The sequence below is a fragment of the Fodinicola feengrottensis genome (genome assembly GCF_010993775.1).
Classification (GTDB): domain Bacteria; phylum Actinomycetota; class Actinomycetes; order Mycobacteriales; family HKI-0501; genus Fodinicola; species Fodinicola feengrottensis.
Genome location: NZ_WOTO01000002.1, coordinates 96,198 through 121,302 on the forward strand (window position 1 = coordinate 96,198; position 25,105 = coordinate 121,302).

Below are 25,105 nucleotides of genomic sequence, written 5' to 3' on the forward strand. Positions count from 1 at the left end.
TTACGGTGAGGTGGTGATCTCTGTCGCGACCGCGGTGTCGTTTCTGGTGGTGGTGGTGCTGCTCGGCGCGATGTCGCCCGGCCCGGACTTCGTGGTGGTGACCCGGAACTCGCTGTCCGGCGGGCGCAAGGCCGGGGTTGCCTGCGGGCTGGGGATCGCTTGCGGAGTCTTTGTGTGGGTGGTCGCGATCGCGCTCGGAGTGGCCGGCCTGTTGGCCGCATCCGCGGTGGTGTTCACGGTGGTGAAACTCGCCGGCGCGGCATATCTGGTCTACCTCGGCGTACGGGCGTGGATTTCGGTGCGGCGCGGGGGATATCACGACCTGCAAGCGACTGAGCTCACCGGCGTGTCGCTGCCCGTCGCCTTCCGGCAGGGCCTGCTGTGCAATCTCCTGAACCCCAAGGTCGCGGTGTTCTTTCTGGCCCTGTTGCCGCAGTTCCTGCCGTCGACCGCGTCCACGGCGCAGACGCTCGAGCTGGCGGTGATCGCCACCTTCACCAGCGTGGTCTGGTGGATCACGCTCGCGATGGTCGTTGGTTCGCTGCGCCGGTTCTTCAGCGCCGGTCGGGTGCGCCGGGCGATGGACGGCGTCATGGGCACGCTGCTGGTGCTGCTCGGCATCCGGGTTGCTACCCAGGTCAGCTGACGTATTTGCTGGTTGACAATCGTAAACACCGAAAGGATGTCAATGAGGACGCTGCTGCATGCCGGTTGGACTGTCCGAGCCGCGAGTCGTACGGACGAGGTCGACGCCGTCGTGCCGGCGACCGTACCGGGCTGCGTCCACACCGACTTGCTGGCGGCTGGGCTCATCCCGGATCCGTATCTGGACGAGAACGAGGCCGCGGTGGCCTGGATCGGCCGGACGGACTGGCGGTACGAGACGACTTTCCAGTGGCAGCCGGCCGGCGACGACCGCGTCGACCTGGTGTGTGACGGCCTGGACACGGTGGCGACCGTCGAGGTCAACGGTGTCGTGGTGGGGGAGACCCGCAACATGCACCGCGGTTATCGCTTTGACGTCAGGCAAACGCTGCGGCCCGGCGCGAACCGGCTGGCGATCACCTTCGGCTCGCCGATCAGTTTCGCCGAGCAGCTGCGGGAAAAGCTGGGTGCCCGGCCCGGCGGCGACCGCTTCCCGTACAACTTCATCCGCAAGATGGCCTGCAACTTCGGCTGGGACTGGGGCCCGGAGCTGGTCACCGCCGGCATTTGGCGGCCCATCGCGCTGGAGTCATGGTCGACCGCACGGCTCGCGTCCGTACGCCCGCTGGTGACCGTCGAGGGCAATCGCGGCCTGGTCGCCGTGCACGTCGAGGTGGAGTCCGACGAGGCCGTCCCGGTGGTAGTCCGGGTCGCCGATCAGGTGGTCGAGGCCACCGTACGCACCGAAGGTGTTATCGAGGTAGTGGTGGAAAACCCGCGGTTGTGGTGGCCGCGTGGGTACGGTGAGCAGCCGCTTTACCCGCTGCGAGTGGAAATCCCCGGCCACGACTCGTACCAGACCGAGATCGGGTTCCGTACCGTCCGGCTGGACACCACACCAGACGACATCGGCACCGCTTTCACCTTTGTTGTCAACGATGTTCCGGTGTTCGCGCGCGGTGTCAACTGGATCCCGGATGACTGCTTTCCGCACCGGGTGGATCGCGAGCGGTACGAGCGAAGGCTGGGACAGGCCACCGACGCTGGCGTGAACCTGGTCCGGGTCTGGGGCGGTGGCATCTTCGAAAGCGATGATTTCTACCAGACCTGCGATCGGGCCGGCATTCTCGTGTGGCAGGACTTTCTCTTTGCCTGCGCGGCCTATCCGGAGGAAGAGCCGATCCGCGGTGAGGTGATCGCGGAAGCCAGGGAGGCCGTCACCCGGCTCTGCCCGCACCCGAGCCTGGTGCTGTGGAACGGCAACAACGAGAACATCTGGGGCTACTACGACTGGGGATGGCGGGAAAAGCTTGGCGACCGCACCTGGGGCCTCGGCTATTATCTTGACATTCTGCCGAAAATCGTCGCTGAGCTGGATCCCACCCGGCCGTATTGCGCCGGCAGTCCGTGGTCCCTTTCCACCGACATCTACCCGAACGATCCCGATCACGGCTGCATGCACATCTGGGATGTGTGGAACCAGCGGGATTACACCGGCTACCTCGACTATGTGCCGCGGTTCGCGTCCGAGTTCGGCTTCCAGGGCCCGCCGCGTTGGTCGACCCTGACCCGTGCCGTCCACGACCGGCCCTTGACTCCGTACGGGCCGGAGATGGTCGCGCACCAGAAAGCCCAGGACGGGATGGCCAAGATCGACCGATCGTTGACCGAGCATTTCGGGGTGCCGGCGGCGATGGACGACTGGTTCTGGGCCGCTCAACTGAACCAGGCCCGGGCGCTGTCGCTGGGCATCGAGCATTTCCGGTCGTGGGCGCCGCGCTGCGCGGGCACCGTCGTATGGCAGCTGAATGACTGTTGGCCGGTCACCTCGTGGGCGGTGGTCGACGGCGACGGCGGCCGCAAACCCGCTTGGTACGCCCTGAAACACGCGTACGCCGATCGGCTGGTCACTGTGCAGGCGAGGGATGGCGGCCTTGCGGTGGTCATCGTCAACGACACCGCCCAAGCATGGGAAGACACTGTCTCGGTTCGCCGGATGTCCTTTGAGGGCAAGGTTCTGGCCGAGCAGGACCTCACGCTTTCCGTCGGCGAAAGGAAAACCGCATTGCTGGCAGTGTCGGACCGGCTGTCCGAACCGGCCGACCCGAGCGGGGAACTCCTGGTAGTGGAGTCCAGCGCGGGCCGGGCCTGCTGGTTTTTCCGGCCGGACAAGGATCTTTCGCTGCCGGTCGACCGGTACGACGTGAGCAGCTCGACGATGGCCGGCGGCTACCGGGTCTCGGTGACCGCACGGTCGCTGCTGCGCGATGTGGCCGTGTTGGCTGACCGGGTCGCTGTCGACGCCGAGGTCGACGACATGCTGGTCACGTTGCTGCCGGGCGAAACTGTCATGTTCGAGGTGCGTACGGCCGTGGACCTGGATCCGGCCCTGCTGACCGGCCCAACCGTCGTACGCACCGCGAACCAGCTGGTTTCGGGCGGATAGACGTCAGTCGTGGTCGGCGCAGCAGGGAGTGGGATTCGGCACTTCGAAGGGCGCGATGTGGCCGTCTGGCGCTGGAGTTGCCACCAGGGTCAGCACGCCGTCGATCCACTGTGGACGGACGAAGGCGCGGGTGTCCAGCATGGTCTGCGTGGTGGCCGCGGCACCGCCGATGACCGTCACCTTCTCGATGGCGCTCTTGGCCAGCAGCAGGTCCGCGACCGTCATGGTGCCGGTCAGCAGCTCGACGCCCGGGTAGATGACCGCTCGGCCGGTGCCATGGTCCGCGACCGAGGTGCCACCCGATGGCAGCTCGGTTTTTACCGGTGCGGCAATGGTAATGGCGACCCGCGGCCGGTCATCGCGGACGAGCTGCGTACAAGCGACCATGCCGGGCACCGGCGGCAGGCTCGCCAGCCACTGCTCGGCATCGCGGACGCTCCGATGGCCAAGATCCCAGCGGAGCACGGTCATCGGCTCGGCACCACCCAGATCGGGTTGGTGTAGAACCACAGGTCGTTCCACGGATCCGCGGCGCCGACCACGTCCATCGCCGGTCCGGCCGGGTCGACCGTCGCGCCGTGATAGCCCCGGCGCCGTCCGGTTGCCGTCGGTGCCCCGAAGCCGCAGATAGAAACCCTGGTCGAGCCGGCCCAGGTCGTACGTGAAGGTGGCCTGTCCGGTGGATTTGCCGATCTGGAAAGATTTCGCGACCGCGGTGTGTGGGGCGCTGAGGGTGTCCCGGTCCGAGACCGGGCCGGTGATGGCGCCGCGGACCACGTCCACCCGGGCGAGTTTCGGGACGAACTGGGCCCAGTTCGGGCCGTTCGCGAGATCGATGGTGACCTCGAGCTGAACCTGGCTTCCCTTCCTGGCCACCAAAGTGTCGCCGAGGGTCACCCAGTTGCCACCGGCCCGCACCCGTACGTCCAGGCCGCTGATCAGGCCGCCGTGATCCACCCAGACCCGGCCGGCGCGCAGGCCCGCCATCACCGCCGCGTACGAGAACTCGGTCGAACCGACGTGCGTCTTGCTGTAGTAGCCGGGCCAGAAGTCGGTGTTGGTGCTGCCCACTTTGCCGCTGTAGACCGGATCGTTGTAATAGCCGTTGGTCTCGAAGTTGCTGCCGGGGCCGCGATCGGTGCTGTCGTTGTAGATCCAGTGCGAGTCGGAGTTCGCGGTGATCCACCACGGTTTGCCTTCGGACAGCATGCTGTCCCAGAAGCCGCCGACCGTGGCGGTAAGCCAGTCGAAACCGCCCCAGGTGCGGTAGCTCTCCAACGGATAGCCGGCAAAGGAGTCGGCCGACGGCGAGTTGTCGTAGCCGCCGCGGCCACTGCCGGGGCCGAGCGGCTTGGCAATGCCGGCGGCTTGGTGGCCCGGCGCGCCTTCGAATCCCACCGCGATCCGGGGTTGCGCGTCCCGCCAGCCGCGGATCTCGTGCGGCGAGTCGATGCCCTTGCGGGCCGGGTGGTTCGCGAGGAACAGGGCGTCCTGGACGTGCCGCTTTTTGACGGCGGAGGCAAGAAAGTTGACGCCAGAGATGGCCAGTGCCTCGTTCGCTGGTGTCGAGGGACCGGCGTTTTTCACCGTACCGTCGAAGGAGTTCTCAAACTCCTTGAGCACCGACACCTCGTTGCGGCCGGGGTGGACGAACACCGTGCCGTGCTCGGCGGCCGGGATGTTCCATTCAAAACCTTGGAAAACCAGGGTGTCCTTGATTTTGGCGCGAGCCGAGACAATGTCCGGGTTGACCTTCTCGACGCCGATCTTCGCGTGCTGGACGCTGCCGTGGTCGGTGATCACCATCCAGTCCAGGCCGTAGGCGTTCGCGTGCCGCACATGATCGATGACCCGGTAGACGGCGTCTGGGCTGTACTGCGTGTGAATGTGGTGGTCGCCGGCCAGCCAGTGCAGGCCGCCGCGCTGGGACGAGCCGGACCACGAGCGACCCGCGGTCGCCGCGGCCGCCGCCGGAAGGCCGAAGGCGCCGGCAGCGGTGGCCGCCGCCGCCGCGCCGGCGCTGAGCAGGCCCGCACTGCGCAGGAATCCGCGCCGGGAGACCTCGTCTGGCGACAGTTCGTCGTCCGGGATCTCGGTGTCCAGCACCGCGGGAAGATCCGCTGGGTGATCGTGGTGATGATGGTCGTGCGGGTGGCCGTGCCCCATCTGGTGCTCCGTTCCGGACCTCGGGTGTCCGGACCAATCTCGGGGAGCGGGGTAAACGGCGGTCAGACGGCCGAACAAGTCTGGGGAAACATGCGTACACGCGAATGATTTTGATGTTGCTTTACCAGCGCTTTTGCTGATCTTTCGGGCGGCGGACCGTTGTGAGGCGGCGCACAACACGGCTGGCCGCCCGCATCGGATACGCTCGGTAGCGCTGATGGTTCGACCGGTCCGTGAGGGCCGGCCGAGGCAACAGGGAACCCGGTGCGAATCCGGGACTGCCCGCGCAGCGGTGAGTGGGAACGAAAGCTGTCATCAAGCACTGGGTTCCGGCCTGGGAAGCGACAGTCGGTAGGTCCGCCGGGTTTCTCGGCGGGTGCCCGCGAGTCCGAAGACCTGCCGTCGGTACGCGTGCCAACCGGCGCGCGTGGGTCCGCGACCGCGTGGGATGGTCGGCAGGGCGTACGCCGGAATGTGGCGTGCTCGTTGCTGTCTTCGCTGTGGTGGGCCTCGGCATGCTCGCGAGGAGAGAGCTATGGCAGACACGACCCCGATCGGGGCCACCGTTCTCGGATATCCGCGGATCGGACCGCACCGGGAACTCAAGAAGGCGCTGGAAAATTACTGGAGCGGTCAGGCCGGCGAGGCGGATTTGCGGGCGGTGGCGGCACAACTGCGCCAGCAGACCTGGACCCAGTTGCAGGAAGCCGGCTTGGATTCGGTTCCGGGCAACACCTTCTCTTTCTACGATCAGGTGCTCGACACCGCAGTCATGGTTGACGCGGTGCCGTCGCGGTTCCGCGATCTCGGGCTTTCGCCGCTGGACACGTATTTCGCGATGGCCCGTGGCACGGACGGCGTGCCGCCGCTGGAAATGACCAAGTGGTTCGACACGAACTACCACTATCTGGTCCCGGAACTGGCGCCCGACACTCGCTTCCAGTTGGTGGCCAACCAGCCGCTCGCGGACTATCAGGAGGCGCTCGGCCACGGTGTCACCACCAGACCCGTGCTCGTCGGACCGGTGACTTTTCTGTTGCTCGCGAAGGCATCCGCGCAGGCACCGGCCGGTTTCGCGGCGCTGTCGCTGCTGGATGACCTGCTTGACGTTTACTTGAGAGTGCTCGCCGAGTTGGCGGACGCGGGCGTGCAATGGGTGCAGTTGGACGAGCCGGCGCTGGTCGGCGACCGCACGCCAGCGGAGCTGGACGCGGTCCGTCGCGCGTACGAGCGACTGGGTGCCGAGTCGAATCGGCCGAAGCTGTTCGTGCCCACCTATTTCGGCCGGCTCGGCGAGGCACTGCCAGTGCTGGCCAGCACGCCTGTCGAGGCGATCGGGATCGACCTGGTCACGCACCCGCAGGCGCTGACCGAGGCGGCCGCGCACTACCGGCTCCGCACCAAAGTCCTGGTCGCCGGGCTGGTCGACGGCCGCAACGTCTGGCGGACGGACCTGCGTCTCGCGTTGACCACCGCTGCCCGCCTGCTGGGTTCGGTGGGCTCGCTCGCGGTGGCGACCTCGTGCCCGCTGCTCCACGTCCCGTACGACCTGGACGCGCCGAAACCAACCTCGAGCCGGACGTACGGCGGCGGCTTTGCTTTGCCCGTCAGAAAGTTGATGAGGTGGTGGTGCTGAGCCGGGCGCTGCGGGACGGCACCGAGGCGGTGGCCGCCGAGTTGGCCGCCGGCGACGAGGTGGTGCCGGTGCTGCGCGATGATCGCGTACGCGCCCGGATTCAGGTCCTGCGGCCCGAAGATCGGGTCCGGTCCGATTACCACCAGCGGGCGGCGGCGCAGCAGGACCGGCTCGGCCTACCGCGCCTGGCCACCACCACGATCGGCTCTTTTCCGCAGACCGCGGACATCCGGCGGGCGCGGGCCGGTTTGCGGACCGCAGAACTGGACGCTGGCCAGTACGAAACCGCTATGCGGGCCGAAATCGAGCGGGTTATCCGCCTGCAGGAGGAAATCGGCCTCGACGTACTCGTCCATGGCGAGCCCGAGCGCAACGACATGGTGCAGTATTTCGCCGAGAACCTGGACGGTTTCCGGCCACCGACTACGGCTGGGTGCAGTCGTACGGATCCCGCTGTGTCCGCCCGCCGATCCTGCATGGTGACGTGTCCAGGCCCGCGCCGATCACGGTCGGCTGGAGCCAGTACGCGCAGTCGCTGACTTCGCGACCGGTGAAAGCGATGCTGACGGCCCGGTGACGATTCTCGCGTGGTCGTTCGTACGAGCCGACCAGCCGTTGGCCGACACCGCGGCCCAGGTCGCGCTCGCTTTGCGGGACGAGGTCGCTGACCTGGAGCGGGCCGGTCTGCGGATCATTCAGGTCGACGAGCCGGCACTTCGTGAGCTTTTGCCGCCGCGCAAGGAAGAACACGAGTCCTATTTGGACTGGGCGGTGATGTCGTTCCGGCTCGCCACTTCGGGGGTGGCCGAGTCGACCCAGATCCACACGCACCTGTGCTATTCGGAGTTCGGTGACGTGATCACCGCGATCGATACGCTGGACGCGGACGTGACCACCATTGAGGCAGCCAGGTCGCGAATGGAGATTTTGGACGACCTGCACGCGATCGGGTTCCGTCGAGGCGTCGGGCCGGGCGTTTACGACATCCACTCGCCACGGGTCCCGGTGTGGAGGAAATGCGGGATTTGCTGGCTGCCGCTCTGAAGGCGGTGCCGGCAGACCGGCTCTGGGTGAATCCCGACTGTGGCTTGAAAACTCGCGGCTATGCCGAGGTCGAGCCGGCCCTGCGCGCCCTCGTACGCGCCGCCGCGACCGCCCGTTCCGTGGGTTAGTGCCAGAGCAGGTGCAGGTCGCCGAACTCGTGCCAGAGATAGCCGGCGGCGAGGGCTTCCTCGTACGACTGGGAAAGGAGTTCGGGTCCGGCGATGGCGGCCAACATCTGCAGGTGCGAAGCCGCCGGTTCGTGCCAGCCAGTCAAGATCCCGTCCACAGTGGACACTCCGGTGGCTGGCGTGACGACGTGGTCGGTCCAACCGTTGGCGGAGGTCAGCCGGCCGGTCCGGTCCGTGCGGCCGATTCCAACGCTCGTACGACGGTGGTCCCCCGACCGCCAGCACGCGGTGGCCGGCGGCGTGCGCCTGCTCGATGGTGTCCACTGTGGAAGCTGAGACACTGAACCACTCCGGATAAGGAGGTTCGCCGGATTCCTGCGAGGAAACTCCGCAGTGCAGGACGAGAGTGGCGATTTGTGCGCCGATCGACCGCAGGTGCCGGAGCATCCGGGCGCTGATCGGGCGGCCGGCGGACGGCATTTCGGCGCTGCCCGGAGTGTCGCCATGTTCGGTCCGGTAGGCCGAAATCGGCCAGCGAGCGGACGCGTAGTCATAGCGGATCGGCTCGCCGTGTTGGTTCAGCCAGGCCAGCAACGGCAGGGGAGTACGAACAGTGGCCGCACGGAGGCGTTGCTGCCCGGTCGGATGCGGGCGACCCACCGCGACCTCGCCGCCGCCGCGCAGCCGTACGACCGTGCCGTCCCAGTCCACAGTGGACGGTCGGCTGCCGATCGGTAGCGGAGTGCGGATTTTCCACTACCCACTCCGATTCCGGCTGGCCCAGCGCGGCGGACGGGTCGAGTCCAGCGGCCGGCAGCGGAGTCGACAGGTGCACTTCGACCCGCTCGCCGGCTTCGGTCACGCCGGCCGTCGCGGCCGGCAGGGTGTCCGATGTGTTGAGAACCAGGACATCGCCGGCGGACAGTTCACGATGCAGGTCACGGGCCCGTACGTGCCGCAGCGGCCGACCGGGTTCGGCGACCAGCATCCGCACGGCGTCCCGTCGCAGGCCGCGGTATTCGGCCGGGCTGGTCGCCAGCGGAATGTCCGATGTGGACAGATGGAGCGGACTCTCGGCGAAGACGGTGCTCATGACGACACCACTGTCGACAGCTCGCTGGCCGCGTAACGGCCGGATGGCAGCTCACCGCGCAAAAGTGGGTCGAGCCGGGCCGCTGCGGTGGCCGGGTCCAGCAGGTCGGCCGGTCGGTCGGCGTCGGGGTCCGCGGCCGCGTGCATCGCGGTACTCATCATGTCGCCAGGATCGACCGCATAGACCCGAATCGCCGGTTCTTCCTCGGCCAGCACCCGGGCCAGTTGGTCGGCGGCGGCCTTGCTGGCGCCATAAAGTCCCCAGCCTGGGTAGCCGGTCACCGCCGCGTCGCTGCTGATCAGCACGATGGTGCCGGCCGCTGCCCCGTACGTGCGGCAACAGAATCTGGATGAGCGCCAGGCTGGCGACGGTGTTGGTTTCCAACACACCGCGGAAAATTCCCAGATCCGCGGTCGCGAGTGTGGGCAACGGTGTCTCGCCGAGTGCTGACGCGTTGAGAACGAGCAGGTCCAGCTTGCCTTCGGTGGCCGCGGCGAGTTCGGCGCGGTGGCCGGGGTCGGTGATGTCGCCGGCAATCGCCACGGTGTCGGTGCGGTCGAGGAGGGTGGTGGTGGCGGCGTCGAGGTCGGCCGGCGTACGCGCGTCCAGCACCAGGCGGGTGCCGTGGCCGGCCAATCGGTCGGCGATCGCGTACCCGAGACCTTGGGACGCTCCGGTGATGAGGGCTGTTTGGCTCATAGGCCAAGACTTTGCGCGCACGCGGGCCGGCGGCATCGGGCCACGGACCCGGCGACCCGAGACCTTTGTCCTAGGACCCGGGGCTTGGGTCGGGGAAGTGGCGGACCGCCCACAAAGCGGCCTGTGTACGGTCCGCCGCCCCGAGTTTTCCCAGGATGGCACTGACATGCGCCTTGACCGTCTTCTCGGACAGGGCCAGTTCGCGGGCGATCAGGCGGTTCGAGAGCCCGCGGGCGATCAGGCTGAGCACCTCACGCTCACGCGGGGTGAGGTGCTCGGGATCGGGTTCTGACACATTCCGCATGACGGCTGCGGCGACGCTGGGATGCAGCGGCGCCCCGCCGGCATGCACGGTTCGTACGGCGCCGGCCAGCTCGGTTGGGTTGACGTCCTTCAAAAGATAGCCGGCGGCGCCGGCTCGGACGGCTTCGATCACCGTGTCATCGCCGGCATAGCTGGTCAGCACCAGCACCTTGACGCCCGGATGGTCGGCGCTGATCCGGCGGACCGCCTCGACGCCGGACATGCCCGGCAACATCAGGTCCATCAGCACGACATCGGGTTTGGTTGTCCCCATCAGGGCCAGTGCCTGTTCGGCGGTGCTGGCCTCGCCAGCCACCTCGATCCCTTCCTGTACGTCGAAAAAGCTGCGCAACCCGGCTCTCACCATCTCGTGGTCGTCGCACAGCAGCACTCGTACGGGCGGGTCAGCAGTCACCGAGGACCTCCAGCGACACCGTCGTCCCGGTCCCCGGGCTGGACTCCACGTGCAGGTCCGCGCCAAGCGCGGCGGCCCGCTCGGCCATCGATGACAAGCCCATCCGGCGTGATTGCCTGGCCGTGATCGCCGGGTCGAATCCGTCGCCGTCATCCGCAACGGTGAGCCGCAGTTTTCCTTCTGTGTAAGTGAGAGTGACCGCGATGCGACCGGCGTTCGCATGTTTGAGGGCGTTCGACAACGCTTCGGTGGCGATCCGGCCGACCTCGTATTCGGTGGCCGCGGACCGGGTCTGCTGGGCGCCTCTGATGCGCAGGTCGATCGGTACGTCGTGGACGCGACCCAGCAGTTCGACCCGCCTGCGCAGCAGGGTCGCGAGGTCGTCCCGGCGGTCCTCGGCGAGGCGCAAGGTGTCCAGTAGTGAGCCGAGCTCCTCGGTCGCGGTGCCGGCCAGCGCCCGGATCCGGTCCACCTGCTCGACCAGCCGCGGGTCCGCGCCGGTCGCGAGGCTGGCCGCGGTTTCGGCTGACAGGGTCAGGCTGAACACCGTTTGTGTCACCGAATCGTGCAGGTCACGGGCCAGTCGGGCCCGCTCGGCGGCGATCGACAGCTCCCGCAGCCGGGACTGCCGTTGGGCGCTGACCACCGCCAACGCGGCATGCGCGGCCAACGCCTCCACCACTCGTACGTCCGCGGTGGAGAAGTCGTCCGCCTCGATCTTGTTGGCCAGGAACAGGGGCGGCCACGATGTCGCCGCTCGCGATCACCGGGATGCCCAGGAACGAGGTCATCGCCGGATGGGCCCGGGGCCAGCCGCGAAACCGTGGATCGTCCCCCGCAACCGGTGCAGCCGCAGCGGTTTCGGATCGGTCAGCAGGCTGCCCAGAACGCCGTGCGTACGCGGGAGGTAGCCGATCGCGTCCCAGGTCCGGGCGTCCACGCCTTCCACCAGGAACAGCGCGAAACCGCCGTCGCCGTCCGGCACCCCGACCGCCGCGTACCGGGCGCCGGCCAGGTCCTTCGCCGCCTTCAGGACCGTGCGAAGCACCGATTCCCGGCCGTCGCTCGCCCTGCAGCTCCAACGCCACGTCGAGCAGCCGCTGCAGCACCGCTGGTTCGGTCTCTCCCACGGTCCTATCTTGCTACGGTCCGGGCTTGCGGGCGTGGAAGGTGAGGATGACACCAGGGTCGACGGTCACGTCGATGTCCGTGAAGCCGGCGGCCCGGAGCCGGTCCGGGAGCTGTCGGGCTCGACGACGACCATGATGTCGCCCTCGTGCAGAGCCCGGAAGCCTTCGCTGTCCTGCCCATCGGCGCCGGCGACAACGCCACCGGGGCGCAGAAGTCGGTACGCCTCAGCGAAAATCTGGTCCTGGAGCTCGACTGACGGTACGTGGTGCAGCATGGTGAAACAAACCACACCGGAATAGCTCGCCGACGCCAGCGGCACGTCCGCGCCGCTGGCGTTGATGATGGTGACCTGGTCGCCGAATTCCGCCCGCAACCCAGCGGCGAAGTCCGGGTCGATTTCAATGGCCGTCAGCCGCTCGCAGTGGCGTACCAAAACACGAGTGGTGGCACCAAAACCGGGACCGATCTCGACGATGTCGTTGCCGATGTCACGGCCGGTGGTGGTCAGCCATTCGTCCAGTCTCTCGCCGACCGCGTCGGCCCATTCCTGCGAACTGCAGAGTTCCTGATGGCGAAGGTTCATTGGCATGCGGCCAGCGTCGCAGCGGTGCGCGTACTGACCGCAATGCCGTGCCCCGACAATAAATGTCGAGAATCCGCCACTACACCAGATCGTTGGCGGCGGGGACGATCTCCCGTCCGATGATCTTCAGTTTGTCCAGATCCAGATTCGTCGGGACCCGGCCGATCGCGGTCTGGATGCCGAGTCCGTGCAGCTTTTCCAGGTGCTCGATGGTCGCCTTCACGTCGCCGTCGAAGGTGTACATCGAGGTCTTCTCGATCGCGTCGAAGTCGGTGCCTTCGCGTTCGCAGTGCTCGCGCAGCACCTGCAGCTTGTGTGCCAGCTCCGGACCGGGGAACAGGTTGCACGCCTGCGCGTACTTCGCCACCAGCCGCAGCGTCTTCTTCTCGCCGCCGCCACCGATCATGATCGGCGGGTGTGGACGGCTCAGGGACTGCGGGGAGTTGAGCGTACGGCCGAGCTGGTAGTGCTTGCCGTCGTAGCCGGCCTCGGAGTCGGACCACATCTGCAGGCAGATCTGCAGGCCTCCAGCCGCTCGAACCGCTCGGACACCGGCGGGAAGGGCAGTCCGAGGCCGGTCGTCTCCTCCTCGTTCCAACCGGCCCCGATGCCCAGCCAGGCCCGGCCGCCGGACAGCACGTCAAGCGTGGTCACGGCCTTGGCCAGCAGCCCGGGCTCGCGGTAGACGGCAGCGGTGACCAGCGTTAGCAGCCGTACTCGAGAGGTGTGCGCGGCGAGGAAACCCAGTGCTGTGTACGCCTCCAGCATGTCGTTCTCGCTGGGGCCGACGACCGAGATCTGGAACAGGTGGTCCATCACCGTGATGGTGTCGATCCCGGCGTCCTCGGCGCGCCGGACCAGGTCGGCGAGGTCCGCGCCGAGTCGGGCCGGTCCGTTCGGGTACGTGAAATCGCAAATGTGCATACCAAGTTTCATGCCTGCCAGCCTACGGAGCTGAGCGGAGCTAACCAGGGAGCGTCGCTCCGGGGATAAATAGCCGGCGGGCCAGCAGGCTTCCTTGCTACAGTCCCGGGCATGTTCTTCACCTTCCCCCTCGGCTAGCGATCCGCCGGCCTGTCGTGGCGTCGCGGTAAGTTTGTGCACCGCTGAAAGCCCGCCGCCGGCGAAGCGGAGCGGCTGCCTGCCGTTCCGTGTCGCGACGCGGGAGGAACGTAACCGTTGGTGCGCCTTTTGGCGCGTACGGTCCGTGGCCTGGAATCGTTGGCCAGCGCGGAAATTCACCAAGAGGGCATCGGCCGGACGGAAAGCGTCCGGCACCGGGAGGTCGTTTTTCGGCCGAGCGGGACTGATCCGTTGTTGTTGCGGACAGTCGATGACGTGATGGTGCTGGCCGCCGAGGTGACCGGGATCGGGAAGTCCACAGTGGACCTTCGCCGGTTCTCGGCGATGGCGGTGGACGTCGCCGCGGTTTTGGCCGTACGCAAACGTTTTGGTGGTATAGACGTGACGTCCGATGTGGACGTTTCAGCCTCGGTTGTCGGGCTGCGGCGGTTCGGCCGGTACGACGTGGAGGACGCGGTCGGCGCTCGACTCGCGGACTTGTTGGGCTGTCGCTATCACTCTCGACGGGGTGGTCGGAGGCCGCCGGCGGGCAGCGTCACCTGGCGGGTGTCCCTGGAGGGCCAGGTTGCCCGGGTCGCGGTCCGGATCGCGGACCGTCCATTGCATCGCCGCTCGTACAAGATCGGCTCGGTGCCGGGCACCCTGCATCCGCCGGTGGCCGCCGCGATGGCGCGGTTGGCGGACATCCAGGAGCGGCACTTGGTGCTGGATCCGTGCTGTGGCGCTGGTACGACCCTGCTGGAGGCCACCGGGCGGCGGCTGGGTTTCGATCTTCAGCCGTCGGTCGTACGGGTAGCGGTCGGGAATGCTGGTGGTGCGGTCTCGCTGGGCGTCGCGGACGCGGCGGCTTTGCCGATCGCTGGCGGCAGCGTCGACCGGGTGTTGGTCAACCCGCCCTGGGGTGTCGCGGTCCCGGTCACGATCGGTCCGGAGCCGCTGTGGCGGGAGATCCGTCGAGTGCTGCGACCGGACGGCCGGGCGGTGGCGCTGCTGCCGGACCTCACAGCCGGCCCACGTACAGGATTCCTGCTGCGGCGGCAGATCGATCTTCGCCTGCACGGTCGGCTGGCGGTGCTGGCGGTCTTCGACGGCGGGACGGCTGTCTGACGAATTCGGCGTTGGCCGCTCTTGGCCGTTCCCCTGATTGACGATCCGGATTATCGTCACTCTCCATCGTAATAAGGCGCATCCATACAGGGGTCTGAGATGACAAAACGGGTAAGCCTGATCCGAATCCTGCTGGCCGTCGGGGTCGCCCTCGTGCTGGCCGCTGGCCTGTCTCCAGGTCTGCCTCCGGCGTCGGCCGCGGAGGCCCTGCCCGCGGTGCTGCCCGCGCTCCGGCAGTGGCAGGCCGGTGCCGGCGCCGGATACGCATGGACCGCTGCCGCGCGGGTGGTGGTCAACCCGGCCGACGCCGCCACGCTGACAGCGGCAGCGCGGACTTTCGCCGCGGATCTCGGCTTGGCTTTGAACGTACCGTCGCCGCCGGTGGTCACCGCGACTGTCGGTACGACCCAGCCTGGCGATATTTTCCTTGGCCTGGGATCAACTGACCAGCAACTGGGCAACGAGGGTTACGCTCTGACCGTCGGGCCGACGCTGCAGGTGAGTGCCCAGACCGTCGCCGGTGCGTTCTGGGGCAGCCGTACGATCCTGCAGCTTGTGCGGCAGTCGACGGCATTGCCGGCCGGTACGGTCCGGGACTGGCCGCAGTATGCGGTGCGGGCTGTCCTGGTGGACACCAATGCCAGGCATTTTCCGCTGGGCTGGTGGTTCAACGAAATTCGTGACTTGTCCTACCTGAAGCTGAACGAGCTCCAGTTCGGTGCCAACACCTCCGCGCTCAGCGCGGCGGAATCGCAGCAGATCGACGCCTTCGCCGCCACGTACAACGTAAAGCTGACGCCAGTGGTGAACATGCCGGGACACCTGAACCCAGGGCGATGCCCCGCTGCCGGACCAAGACACGCTGCGCAACGACAGTGGAACCGAGCTGCCGGGGGCGTTGGACTTGGCGAGTCCGGACGCGGTGAACTGGGCGCGCGGCCTGATGTCGACGTACCTGGCGAGGTTCGGTGGATCGACCTGGCACACCGGCGGCGACGAATATCCGGAATATAACCAGCGACTGAACGACACTGGAAATCTCGGCTCGCTGACCCGAGCGGCGGTCAGCCAGTTCGGCGCCGGCGCCACCGCCGAGGATCTTTATCGCGCTTTCATGAACGGGAACGACGCGATTGCCCGCCAGCATGGAAAATCCATGCGAATGTGGGGCGACGACCTGTTTCCCAGCAGCAAAGTGCCGCTCAACAGTGACATCACCGTAACGGACTGGCTCGCCATGCCCGGCGGCCTTTCGCCGGCGGACTTGGCCGCCAACGGTAACCAGGTGATCAACGGCGACAACACTTTTCTCTATTACGACGAGGGCAGTACGAGTCTGCCCAACACATCTGGCCAGCGGATCTGGGAGCAGTTCGATCCCGGAGTCTTCAACGGAAACCGCACTTTGCCCGGTGGTCGTACGGACCCACACCTCGCCGGTGTTCTGCTCTGTGAGTGGGACGCTCAGGCCGAGGATCCGGGCAGGCTGGAGCGGGATCTGGCACCGCTGAACCGGGCACTGGCCCAGAAATCGTGGGGTACGACGCCACTTTTCGCTACCTGGAACCAGATGCAGCCGACCCTGAACCTGGTTGGCCAGGCACCTGGTTTTCTCGCGACGCCGGCGCCAGGTGATCCTGGAGCGGGTTCGGTGGCCGGGTCGCGGACGGAGGTCTTCGGCACCTCGCAGAACGCTTTTGTCATTCATCCGGACGGAAGTCTGACGCACAGCTGGTGGGCGCCCGGGATGTCGGCCACTGAGTCCGAGCAACTCGCGCCGGCCGGCTCGGCGGCCGGCCAACCGGTCGCGTACGTCACCGCCCACCAGCAGCATGTGATGTGATGGCCCGCGGCACCGACAACCACCTGCATCAGTGGTGGACCAACGGGGTGTCCGGCGGGTGGGACACCCAGGACTGGACAGTGGGAGCCGGCGGTCCGGGCTTGGACATCGTCGGCGACCCGGCCGGTTTCGCGTACGGCGAGGAGCAGCACGTCTTCGCGCGCGGCTCGGACGGGCACCTGCATCACTGGTACTACCTGGCCGTACCGGGCCAGCTGCGGGCCGACGACTGGGGTGGGCAGGTGACCGGCGGTGCTCCCGTCGCTTACGTGTGGGGAAGCGTCCAGACCGTCTTCGCTCGCGGCGCGGACGGTGCGTTGCACCGCTGGTGGTGGCAGCCGTCCGACCCGGTCTACGTTCACCAGGCCAGCTGGGGCGGGCAGCTCGCGACCGACGCGGCGCCCACCGGTTTCGACTTCGGCGAAGCCGAGCAGCACGTCTTTGCCCGCGATCAGAACGGAAACCTGCAGCACTGGTGGTACGACGAGGGGACCGGTCAGGTGACACAGCAGGACCTGACCAGCGCCACCGGCTTCAGTATCGCCGGCAACCCCGCCAGTTTTCCTTACGTCCAGCAGAAACACGTCTTCTTTCGGGACTCCGTCACGGGTCATCTCGACCACGTCTACCTCAACGGCACCGGTATCGCGCACGAGGACTGGACCACCCTTGCCAACGGTGGCCTCGCGGTCGGCGACCTCGCCGCCTTCAACTACCGGACCGCTGAGCAACATGCTTTCTCCCTCGACACCACCGGCCACTTTCAGCATTGGTGGTACCAACAAGTCGACGGCACTTTTCACCACGACACGTGGAACTAGGATGCGGACAAGCTCCGTTACTGGGGGCGGGTGAGCGCTGGGAGGGCGCTGTCGGGGTCACCCAGGAGCAGGTCGGCGAGGTGGTCAAGGGCGTACTGGACGGCGCCCTGATGGACCGCGTCGGGGCCGAGCGTGGACACCTCGACGCGTGGCACGGTGATGCAGCGCAGGTGGCTCTCGTCGAGCAGGATTGGTCGTACGAGATCCGCGTAGGGCGCGAGAGTGCCGGTAATCAGCAGCATCTCGGGGTCTATAAGTGAGACTGCGGCGGCGGCGACCTGGCTGACTGCACGTACGTATCGGCCGACGGCATTGACGGCGGCCGGCTGGCCCTCGGCGGCGGCGGTGAGTACGTCCTGGATCCGGTCGCCGGTGCCGCCGGTGGCCGGCACGGCCGGGCACAGGTCGAGGAAGTCGACGGCATGATCGCAGCTCAACGCACTGAAGCTGGACACGTCGGCGGCCGCGCCACGGTGTCCGTGCCGCACCGCCCCGTCCAGCACCAGGCCGAGCCCGACCCGTCGGCCAGCCTGCAGGACCACCAGGTCGCGGACCCCACGGGCCATCCCGAGCCGCTGTTCGGCGAGGGTGGTCAGCCGTACGTCGTTCTCGACCAGCACCGGCCCACCGAGCAGCTCCGCGAGCCTGCCGGCCAGGTCGAGCCCGGCCCCGGGGATGGCCGCGGACAGCAGGATCCGGCCGTTCCGGTCGATCCGCCCGGTGGTGCCGGCGGTCGTCATCCACACCGCGTTGGCGGGCAGCTCAGCGGCCCGCAGGCAGTCGCCGACCGCGTCGACGGTGGAATCCAGCCGCTTCGCCCGCGAGTCCGCCGGTCGGGTCTGCCGCCGTGCCTCGCCAAGTACGGTGCCGGCCAGGTCTCCCACCGCGGCCTTCACCGCGTACGCGCCGATGTCGAGGCCGACCACGTGGCCAGCCTCGGCGTGGAACCGGTAGCGGTGTGCCGGCCGGCCCCGACCTGCGGTCATCGCGTCTTGCTCCACCACCCAGCCCTTGTCCCGTAGACCACGGATGACCTCGGTCAGCGACGCGCGGGTAAGGCCGGTCAGCGACACCAGCTCGGCAAGCCGCAGCTCGCCGCCGACCCGGATGGCGGCCAATACCGCCCGCTCGTTGATCTGCCGCAGTCGGGTCAGATCGCCGGCCGGCACGACAGATCGCGGACCGATCACGGGATGACCTCCGGTTCAGTGATTATCGCCAGAGACCATCGTAATGTGGTCAGCCACGCGGACCCACGTACAATGGTTGAGTCGCGCTGCCGAGATAGCCGTGCTCGTCGTCGTAGAGGCGCGCCTCGCTCATGCCGCCGCCGTCAGCGGACAGGTGGGGGTGCGGCAGTCGAGGTAGATCCAGTCGCTCTGTGGATAGCGGAAAACCGTCACCGTGAGCGTGGGTGGGATGAAAAGCCAGTCGCCCAGGAACATCTGCGCGCTCAGGCCGTTCGCCGAGTCGGCCAACAAGAGGAGCCTCTGGAGGCCGACCAGTTCCGGATCGGAGTCCGCCAACAGCGGCAGCCGTACGTGCGCCCACACCTGGCTGGGACCCGGCACATCCCAGCCACCACTGACAAAACGCCACTCGGTCGCCTCGCCATAGCCCCACCGGCCGATCCCCGGAAAGTAGCTCTGCGGCTGCGGATCGGGTAGGGGCCGGCGGGGAATCGGACGGCGTTGGCTCGATGGCCGCGCCGACGGCGATCTGCCAGGCCCGGGCGACGACCGCCGCCTTGCCGTCCACGACCATCGTCGCCTCAGTCAGCTGCGTACGCCGACCCGGCCGGACAATGTGGACGGCGACCTCTGCGTCCGACCGGGGAATTGGGGCCAGGAAATCGACGGTGATCCTGGCCAGCCGCAGGGGCGGGCCGCCGGCCTGCCGGCAGATTTCGGTCGCGAGCAACGCCGTTGGTGGCCCGCCGTGCTGCATCCGCTGGTCCCACGGGCTGGTCGTTGCCTCGGTCGGGCGGAACTTGCCGCCGCCAAGCTCTTCATAGAACAGGTCCGTCACGTACGTACGATATGGCACCTGTTTGGTTTGTGGTCAAAAGCGGGAGATGCGATCAATATCCGCGGGCGGCGGCGGGCGGCGGGGCGGCGCCAGTTGCTGGCGACAGCGGCGATCGGGGTGCCGCGGAAGGCGCGTACGAGTTCGCCGCCAACGCAGATTCCGGCGGCGAGAGCCATCCCAATCGCCAGCGCCTGCGTCAAATGGAGCAGGCCTTGGCTGACATTTCCGCCGCCCAGCTCCAATAGTCCGCGGTAGAGCGCGGTGCCGGGCAGCAACGGTCCGATCAGCGGGACGACGTACGGGAGGGCGGGGCGGCGGGCCCAGCTGGCGGCGAAATGGGCGATGGTGCCGATGGCGGCGGCGGAGACGCCGGCGGCGATGATCGGGGAAAAGGCCGCTTCGCGAAGGAGGGTGTAAAGGACCCAGATGAGGCCGCCGCCGATCGCCGCGGCCAGCAGTTCGCGCGGTGGAGTGTGCATCGAGAGGGCGAAAGTGACGGTCAGGACGACCGCAGCGCCGATCTGCAGAGCGTTGAGTCCCGGTGGGGTAGCGGGCAGGCCGGCGATGGACAGCGGCAGTCCACAGTGGACGGCGGTGTAGACGACCAGGCCGACGCCGGACACACGATCGCTGCCGCGCGAAGAAAACCTCGAGCATGCGAGCGCCGGCGCTGACGTACGCACCGGTGATGCCATCGGTGACGCTGGCCACCAGGGCGCGACCGGGGAGCAGCGTGATGATCGAGGCGGTGACCACGGTCGAGCCGTGCAGCGGGAGTCCGGTGGCCATCAGCAGGACGGCGGTCAGCGAACCGATCGCACCGGCGACGGCGAACTGGTAGAACTCCGCGATCCCACGCCGAGCCAGCAGCACAGTGGTCTGGTCGGCCAGCAGCGCGGCCAGGAAGGCGATGCTGGAAACCAGCAGACCACCGCCGGACAGCATGGCCGCGGCGGCGGACATCAGCGGCAGCGAGAGGGCGATCAGCCAGCGCTGGTACCCGCCTCGGCCGTACTTGATGTGGTTGAGCTGCGCGAACGCGTCGTCCAGAGACAAGGTGCCGGTGGCGGCCGTACGGATGAGCGTGTGGACGGCGACCAGCTTGGTGTAGTCGGGGGAGCGGCGGCGGACCAGCTCGCTCACCCGTCACGGGCGCGGCGCCGCGGCCGGGCAGGCAGGAGATGGAGATCGCGGTGAAGTTGACGATCGCCTCGGACCGGGGCAGCTCGTACGACTGCGCGAGGCTCACCATCGCCTCCGTGACACTCTCGGTCGATTCGCCGCTGGCGAGCAACAGTTCGCCGACTCGCAGGGCGAGATCCATGGCCCGGTACGTTTCGGGCGCACCCGGCTCTTCCTCGGCAAGGTCGATCAGGTTGTCCAGCCGACGGGCGGCCGCGCGGTCCAGCAACCGTCCCCAAGCGGTGCGCGCGTTCGATCGCCGGGTGCGCTCCACCAACGTCTCCATAGTGCTGTGCTCGACGCCGCCTTTCTTTGACTCGGTACGGACCGCGGGCGCGATGACGCGGCCGCGAGCCGCGGGAATGGCGAAAATGGATGGCCGAAGCCGGGTAATGGCGTTGTTACGCGGCCGGGATATGTCGTCGATCCGCGCGGCCTGGGCAGCGCCGCGACGCGGAGACTTCAGGTCGCTGGAAACGCGCGAAAAAACCGCGACCGGCCGGATGGTTCCGTCGGTCGCGGTGACAGCGTTGTCACAGCGAGGCATACGTTTATCGTAGGTGTCGACGCGGCCTGGACAAGCATCGCGAAGCTGTCACGTGCACCACAGTGAAGACCAGATTATGGGAACGTTCCCGGACCACCGCTGACCACTGCCGGCAACCCCGCGCAAAGGTGCCGGACCAGTGGTTAGTGTGGACCATGCCACTAACCGGCGGACAGTGCGGCCGGGTCCAGAGTCCCGGCTGAGAGAGGACACCCTTGTGCACGACGATCGCGCCCTGATCGAGGAACGGCTGAGCCGCGCGTTGCGGCAGCGCATCCGGCCGGCCCTCTATGTGCGGACCGCGCCGTTGCAGGTGCGTGCCTGGCACGTGGACGGGGAGCCGGTGCCGGCGTCCGACGCGCTGGCCGCGCATGCCGACGGCAAGTACGAGTCTTTCGAGATCGGCCAGCCCTGGGGCTCACCGTGGTCGACCACCTGGTTCGAGCTGACCGGCCAGGTGCCGGCGGACTGGGCAGGTGAGCGGGTCGAGGTGGTGATGGACCTCGGTTTCGACGGCGAAGGCCCGGGCTTTCAGGCCGAGGGCATGGCGTATGACGCCGACGGTGTGCCGATCAAGGGCATCGCGCCGCTGAACGCGTACGTCCCAGTGGCCGAAGGCGTGGAGAACGTCCACCTCTTCATCGAGGCGGCCGCCAACCCGAGCATTCTGCACGACTTTCTGCCCACCGAGATGGGCGACCGGCTGACCGCACCGGACGCGAAGCTGTATCGCCTGGTCAAGGCCGAGTTGGCGGTCCGCCACGAGGACGTGTGGCAGCTGATCCATGACGTCGAGGTGCTGGACGAGGTGATGCGCCAGCTGCCGGTCACCGAGCCGCGCCGGCACCTCATCCTGCGCGCGCCCTCGACCGCGCGCTCGACGCGCTTGACCTGCATGACGTGCCTGGTACGGCGGCGGCTGCTCGCGAGCAGCTGGCCGACGCGCTCGCGTCGCCGGCGAACGCCAGCGCACACCACCTCTCGGCGACCGGGCACGCGCATATCGACAGCGCATGGCTGTGGCCGCTGCGCGAGACCGTCCGCAAGGCTTCTCGTACGTTCGCCAACGTGACAGCGCTGGCAAAGGACTATCCCGAACTCGTTTTCTCGGCGTCGCAGGCGCAGCAATACGCGTGGGTGAAGGAAAACCAGCCACACATCTACCAGCGGATCCAGGACGCGGTGAAATCCGGGAACTGGTCGCCGGTCGGCAGCATGTGGGTCGAGTCGGACGCCAACCTGCCCGGCGGCGAGGCGCTGGCCCGCCAGCTGGTGGTCGGCAAAAGGTTCTTCGCCGAAGAGTTCGGTGTGGACACCCAGGAAATCTGGCTGCCCGACTCTTTTGGCTACACCGCTGCTTTTCCGCAGCTGGCACGGCTGGCGGGCGTACGCTGGTTCCTGACCCAGAAACTGTCGTGGAACCAGACGAACCGGTTGCCGCACCACACTTTCTGGTGGGAGGGCATCGACGGCAGCCGCGTTTTCACGCATTTCCCACCGGTTGACACGTACAACGCGGTGTTTTTCCGGCGAGGAGCTGTCCCGGGCGGTCAGCCAGTACGCCGAAAAGGGCTTCGGCTCGACCTCGCTGATCCCGTTCGGGCACGGCGACGGCGGTGGCGGCCCCACCCGCGACCACGTCGAGCGGGCCCGCCGCCTCGCGAACCTGGAAGGCGCGCCGCGGGTCACCATTGAGAAACCGTCGGCGTTCTTTGCCAGGGCTGAGGCCGAATATCCGGACGCCCCGGTCTGGTCCGGCGAGCTCTACCTGGAGTTCCACCGCGGCACGTACACCAGTCAGCACCTCACCAAGGCCGGCAACCGGCGCAGCGAGCACCTGCTCCGGGAAGCCGAACTGTGGGCAACGACGGCCGCCTTGCAGGGCAAGGACTATCCGTACGAGAAGCTCGAAGAACTCTGGAAAACCGTTCTGCTGCACCAGTTCCACGACATCCTGCCGGGCAGTTCGATCGCCTGGGTGCACCGCGAGGCGCGCGAGACGTATGCGCGAGTGGCCGGTGAGCTGGAAACACTGATCGCCGGCGCGTTCGGCGACGGCGAGGGCGACGGGATCCGGGTTTTCAACGCCGGTCCGCAGGCTCGGTCCGAGGTCGTCGCGGTGCCGGTCGAGCTGGCGCATGGTGTTGAGGCGGACCAAAAACTCGCCGATGGGCGAGTCGCGATGTGGTCGCAGACGCCGGCCCTGGGCACCGGTACGGCCGAGCCGTCGCTACCCGGTGGCGTCACCCCCGTGAGTGTCACCGACCGCGGGCTGGACAATGGTCTTGTACGCGTCCGGCTTGACGACAACGGCAACCTGCAATCTGTTTTCGACCTGGAAAAGGGCCGCGAGGCACTCGCTCCGGGCACTGTCGGCAACCTGCTGCAGCTGCACCCGGACCACCCAACCAGTGGGACGCCTGGGACATCGACAAGTTCTACAAGCACAAGCACACCGATCTGTCCGATGTGGACAGCATCGAGATCCTGGACGCCGGCCCGCTTTCCGGTGCGATCCGTGTTCGCAGGTCGTTTGGCGAGTCGAAGATCTCGCAGGTGCTGCGACTGACCGCGGGCAGCCAGCGGCTGGACATCGAGACCGAGATTGACTGGCACGAGTCGGAAAAGGTGCTGAAGGCCAGCTTCCCGATCGACGTGCACGCCGACCGGGCCGCCTCGGAAATCCAGTTCGGCCACGTCTACCGGCCGACCCACGCGAACACCAGCTGGGACGCCGCCCGGTTCGAGGTCTACGCACACCGCTGGGTGCACGTGGCCGAGCCCGGCTATGGCGTCGCGATCGTCAACGACGCGACTTATGGCTACGACGTTGGCCGTTCGACCCGTGCAGGCGGGGGTACGACCACGACCGTACGACTGACCCTGTTGCGTGCGCCCAAGAGCCGGACCCGGAGACGGACCAGGGAATTCACCAGTTCACGTACTCGATCCGGGCCGGCGCGCAGATCGCGGACGCGGTCTCCGAGGGCTACTCCCTGAACCTGCCGCTGCGGGTAGCGGCCGGCTCCAGCACGGACAAGCCGCTGGTCAGCGTGTCCGGTGCGGGCGTGATGACGGAGGCTGTCAAGCTTGCCGAGGACCGCTCCGGCGACGTGATCGTCCGGTTCTACGAGTCGTCCGGCTCGCGTACGACCGCCGCCGTGTCCACCGGCTTCGACGCCGCTTCGGCGAAGGTCGTCGACCTGCTGGAGCGGCCGCTCGCCGATGCTGCCGGCGAGGTCGTGGACGGCGAGCTGCGGGTTCCGTTGCGACCGTTTGAAATCGTCACCGTACGCCTGAAGGCTCGTTAGGCTTCGGCGGTTGATGGCCCATCCACTGTTTGCCATACAGTGGATGGGCCATTGACTTTTCTTGGAGGCCAACGATGAGCGGCGCATATGCGCGTACGTAAACGGTCTGAAGATGTATTACGAGCTGCACGGCGAAGGTCGGCCGCTGGTGCTGCTGCACGGCGGGGGGGTGCACACGATCGACCTGACTTTTGGCCCGATGCTGCCGGCGCTGGCGGCGAACCGTCAGGTGATCGCGGTGGAGATGCAGGGCCACGGCCACACAGCGGATATCGACCGCGACTTCACGATCGAGTCTCTCGCCGGCGACATCGTCGCGCTGCTGGATCAGCTGGGGCTCGATCGGGCGGATTTCTTTGGATTCAGCGTGGGTGGGCTGACCGCGCTGCGCATCGCGATGCTGCATCCCGAACGGGTCGACCGGCTCGTACTGGCCAGCACACAGTACCAACTTGCCGGTTACTACCCGGAAATTCAGCACTCGGAGTTGCCCAACGGACACCTACGGCTGCCAACTCCGGCTGATTTCCAGGAAATGCGCGAAGCGTACACCGCGGTTTCCCCGACCCCGGACGCTTTCATGACATTTCTGCCACGAGTGTCGCAAGCGCCGAACACCATCGGTGAGTGGACCGCGGATGACCTGCGCAATGTCTCGTCGCCGACGCTGATGATCATCGGCGACACCGACTTCGTACGCCTGGAGCACGCCGCCGAAATGCACGAGATTCTCGCCGACTCGCGACTGGCCGTACTGCCCAACACCACGCACATGGCGGTGATGCGCCAGCCAGAGCTGGTTCTGCCGATGGTGTCGGCTTTCCTGGAGCGTTAGCAAAGATTCTGCTCGGTGTACTTGCCGGCTGCGGCGAGTGACTTTCCCCTTCGCCCTGC

At 67.4% G+C, this 25,105-nt stretch carries 20 protein-coding genes, 7 pseudogenes and 1 riboswitch; of the genes and pseudogenes, 9 read left to right on the plus strand and 18 right to left on the minus strand.

The genetic code is table 11. From position 1 onward, the window contains the following. The first annotated feature begins 13 nt into the window (after positions 1–13). Both GNX96_RS01980 and GNX96_RS01985 read left to right on the plus strand, forming a co-directional pair. On the plus strand, positions 14–646 hold the full coding sequence (locus GNX96_RS01980) for a LysE family translocator (RefSeq protein WP_163566789.1): 633 nt from the start codon (positions 14–16) through the stop codon (positions 644–646). 42 nt (positions 647–688) lie between these two features. Then, positions 689–3,091, plus strand: a complete 2,403-nt coding sequence (locus tag GNX96_RS01985; protein ID WP_279579095.1) for a glycoside hydrolase family 2 protein — start codon at positions 689–691, stop codon at positions 3,089–3,091. Between the two features lie 3 nt (positions 3,092–3,094). Here the strand turns inward: GNX96_RS01985 and GNX96_RS01995 are convergent, their stop codons facing one another. Next, positions 3,095–5,257 carry a PHP domain-containing protein gene (locus tag GNX96_RS01995; RefSeq protein ID WP_279579096.1) on the minus strand — a complete coding sequence of 721 codons (2,163 nt, stop codon included), beginning with the start codon at positions 5,255–5,257 and terminating at the stop codon, positions 3,095–3,097. A 201-nt stretch (positions 5,258–5,458) separates the two neighbouring features. Beyond that, positions 5,459–5,675: riboswitch (cobalamin riboswitch) on the plus strand. Between the two features lie 117 nt (positions 5,676–5,792). Here GNX96_RS01995 and metE point away from each other — a divergent pair. Continuing rightward, positions 5,793–8,065 (plus strand): annotated as a pseudogene (metE, locus tag GNX96_RS02000) (5-methyltetrahydropteroyltriglutamate--homocysteine S-methyltransferase). Here metE and GNX96_RS48005 read toward each other — a convergent pair. The 11 genes and pseudogenes from GNX96_RS48005 to GNX96_RS67010 form a co-directional block, all read right to left on the minus strand. Next, on the minus strand, positions 8,062–8,406 hold the full coding sequence (locus tag GNX96_RS48005; protein ID WP_279579097.1) for an S-adenosylmethionine:tRNA ribosyltransferase-isomerase: 345 nt from the start codon (positions 8,404–8,406) through the stop codon (positions 8,062–8,064). The pseudogene metE and the gene GNX96_RS48005 sit on opposite strands and share 4 nt — an antisense overlap. Next, positions 8,396–8,725, minus strand: a pseudogene (locus GNX96_RS62175) (S-adenosylmethionine:tRNA ribosyltransferase-isomerase); the annotation flags it as partial. The gene GNX96_RS48005 and the pseudogene GNX96_RS62175, both read right to left, overlap by 11 nt. After that, entirely contained in the window at positions 8,616–9,158 is a 543-nt protein-coding gene (locus GNX96_RS48010; protein WP_279579098.1) for an S-adenosylmethionine:tRNA ribosyltransferase-isomerase, read from the minus strand. The pseudogene GNX96_RS62175 and the gene GNX96_RS48010, both read right to left, overlap by 110 nt. Beyond that, positions 9,155–9,547, minus strand: coding sequence for an SDR family NAD(P)-dependent oxidoreductase (locus GNX96_RS48015; protein ID WP_313885565.1), 393 nt, complete (start codon positions 9,545–9,547; stop codon positions 9,155–9,157). Before GNX96_RS48015 ends, GNX96_RS48010 begins: the two co-directional genes overlap by 4 nt. Beyond that, positions 9,534–10,025: pseudogene (locus GNX96_RS48020) on the minus strand (SDR family oxidoreductase); the annotation flags it as partial. The gene GNX96_RS48015 and the pseudogene GNX96_RS48020, both read right to left, overlap by 14 nt. Further along, positions 9,928–10,575, minus strand: coding sequence for a response regulator transcription factor (locus GNX96_RS02015; protein WP_279579100.1), 648 nt, complete (start codon positions 10,573–10,575; stop codon positions 9,928–9,930). The pseudogene GNX96_RS48020 and the gene GNX96_RS02015, both read right to left, overlap by 98 nt. Beyond that, on the minus strand, positions 10,565–11,254 hold the full coding sequence (locus tag GNX96_RS02020; RefSeq protein WP_163566792.1) for a sensor histidine kinase: 690 nt from the start codon (positions 11,252–11,254) through the stop codon (positions 10,565–10,567). The genes GNX96_RS02015 and GNX96_RS02020 overlap by 11 nt, the downstream gene beginning before the upstream one ends. A gap of 108 nt (positions 11,255–11,362) precedes the next feature. Then, positions 11,363–11,623 carry a hypothetical protein gene (locus GNX96_RS02025; protein ID WP_163566793.1) on the minus strand — a complete coding sequence of 87 codons (261 nt, stop codon included), beginning with the start codon at positions 11,621–11,623 and terminating at the stop codon, positions 11,363–11,365. Positions 11,624–11,770: 147 nt separating this feature from the next. Further along, positions 11,771–12,289 (minus strand): class I SAM-dependent methyltransferase, encoded by a 519-nt coding sequence (locus GNX96_RS02030; protein ID WP_313885566.1) that lies wholly within the window; start codon positions 12,287–12,289, stop codon positions 11,771–11,773. Positions 12,290–12,368: 79 nt separating this feature from the next. Continuing rightward, on the minus strand, positions 12,369–12,794 hold the full coding sequence (locus tag GNX96_RS67005) for a hypothetical protein (RefSeq protein WP_452124458.1): 426 nt from the start codon (positions 12,792–12,794) through the stop codon (positions 12,369–12,371). Then, complete coding sequence (locus GNX96_RS67010; RefSeq protein ID WP_452124459.1) at positions 12,716–13,225, minus strand: LLM class flavin-dependent oxidoreductase; 510 nt, start codon at positions 13,223–13,225, stop codon at positions 12,716–12,718. Before GNX96_RS67010 ends, GNX96_RS67005 begins: the two co-directional genes overlap by 79 nt. Positions 13,226–13,471: 246 nt before the next feature. Here GNX96_RS67010 and GNX96_RS02040 point away from each other — a divergent pair, with 246 nt between their 5' ends. From GNX96_RS02040 to GNX96_RS02055, 4 genes are all read left to right on the plus strand, one after another. Next, the gene (locus GNX96_RS02040; RefSeq protein ID WP_279579184.1) at positions 13,472–14,479 is read left to right on the plus strand and encodes a methyltransferase domain-containing protein; all 1,008 of its coding nucleotides are present in this window, start codon (positions 13,472–13,474) and stop codon (positions 14,477–14,479) included. A gap of 99 nt (positions 14,480–14,578) precedes the next feature. Further along, positions 14,579–15,493 (plus strand): glycoside hydrolase family 20 zincin-like fold domain-containing protein, encoded by a 915-nt coding sequence (locus GNX96_RS02045; protein WP_163566794.1) that lies wholly within the window; start codon positions 14,579–14,581, stop codon positions 15,491–15,493. Next, positions 15,378–16,322, plus strand: a complete 945-nt coding sequence (locus GNX96_RS02050; protein WP_279579101.1) for a family 20 glycosylhydrolase — start codon at positions 15,378–15,380, stop codon at positions 16,320–16,322. The genes GNX96_RS02045 and GNX96_RS02050 overlap by 116 nt, the downstream gene beginning before the upstream one ends. Continuing rightward, the gene (locus GNX96_RS02055) at positions 16,322–17,143 is read left to right on the plus strand and encodes a DUF346 domain-containing protein (RefSeq protein WP_163566796.1); all 822 of its coding nucleotides are present in this window, start codon (positions 16,322–16,324) and stop codon (positions 17,141–17,143) included. Before GNX96_RS02050 ends, GNX96_RS02055 begins: the two co-directional genes overlap by 1 nt. Positions 17,144–17,160: 17 nt before the next feature. Here the strand turns inward: GNX96_RS02055 and GNX96_RS02060 are convergent, their stop codons facing one another. From GNX96_RS02060 to GNX96_RS62195, 6 genes and pseudogenes are all read right to left on the minus strand, one after another. After that, the gene (locus GNX96_RS02060; protein ID WP_163566797.1) at positions 17,161–18,333 is read right to left on the minus strand and encodes an ROK family transcriptional regulator; all 1,173 of its coding nucleotides are present in this window, start codon (positions 18,331–18,333) and stop codon (positions 17,161–17,163) included. A 129-nt stretch (positions 18,334–18,462) separates the two neighbouring features. Continuing rightward, on the minus strand, positions 18,463–18,918 hold the full coding sequence (locus GNX96_RS62180) for a hypothetical protein (RefSeq protein ID WP_390623890.1): 456 nt from the start codon (positions 18,916–18,918) through the stop codon (positions 18,463–18,465). Next, positions 18,875–19,189 (minus strand): annotated as a pseudogene (locus tag GNX96_RS62185) (acyl-CoA thioesterase domain-containing protein); the annotation flags it as partial. The pseudogene GNX96_RS62185 and the gene GNX96_RS62180, both read right to left, overlap by 44 nt. Then, entirely contained in the window at positions 19,168–19,794 is a 627-nt protein-coding gene (locus GNX96_RS02070) for a threonine/serine exporter family protein (RefSeq protein WP_163566798.1), read from the minus strand. The pseudogene GNX96_RS62185 and the gene GNX96_RS02070, both read right to left, overlap by 22 nt. Positions 19,795–19,870: 76 nt before the next feature. Then, positions 19,871–20,314: pseudogene (locus GNX96_RS62190) on the minus strand (threonine/serine exporter family protein); the annotation flags it as partial. A gap of 40 nt (positions 20,315–20,354) precedes the next feature. Further along, positions 20,355–20,900: pseudogene (locus GNX96_RS62195) on the minus strand (threonine/serine exporter family protein); the annotation flags it as partial. 217 nt (positions 20,901–21,117) lie between these two features. Between GNX96_RS62195 and GNX96_RS60785 the strand changes: the two are divergent. Together GNX96_RS60785 and GNX96_RS02085 are read left to right on the plus strand one after the other, a co-directional pair. Next, positions 21,118–24,211 (plus strand): annotated as a pseudogene (locus GNX96_RS60785) (alpha-mannosidase). 112 nt (positions 24,212–24,323) lie between these two features. Beyond that, positions 24,324–25,046, plus strand: a complete 723-nt coding sequence (locus GNX96_RS02085; protein WP_163566800.1) for an alpha/beta fold hydrolase — start codon at positions 24,324–24,326, stop codon at positions 25,044–25,046. The last annotated feature ends 59 nt before the right edge of the window (positions 25,047–25,105 follow it).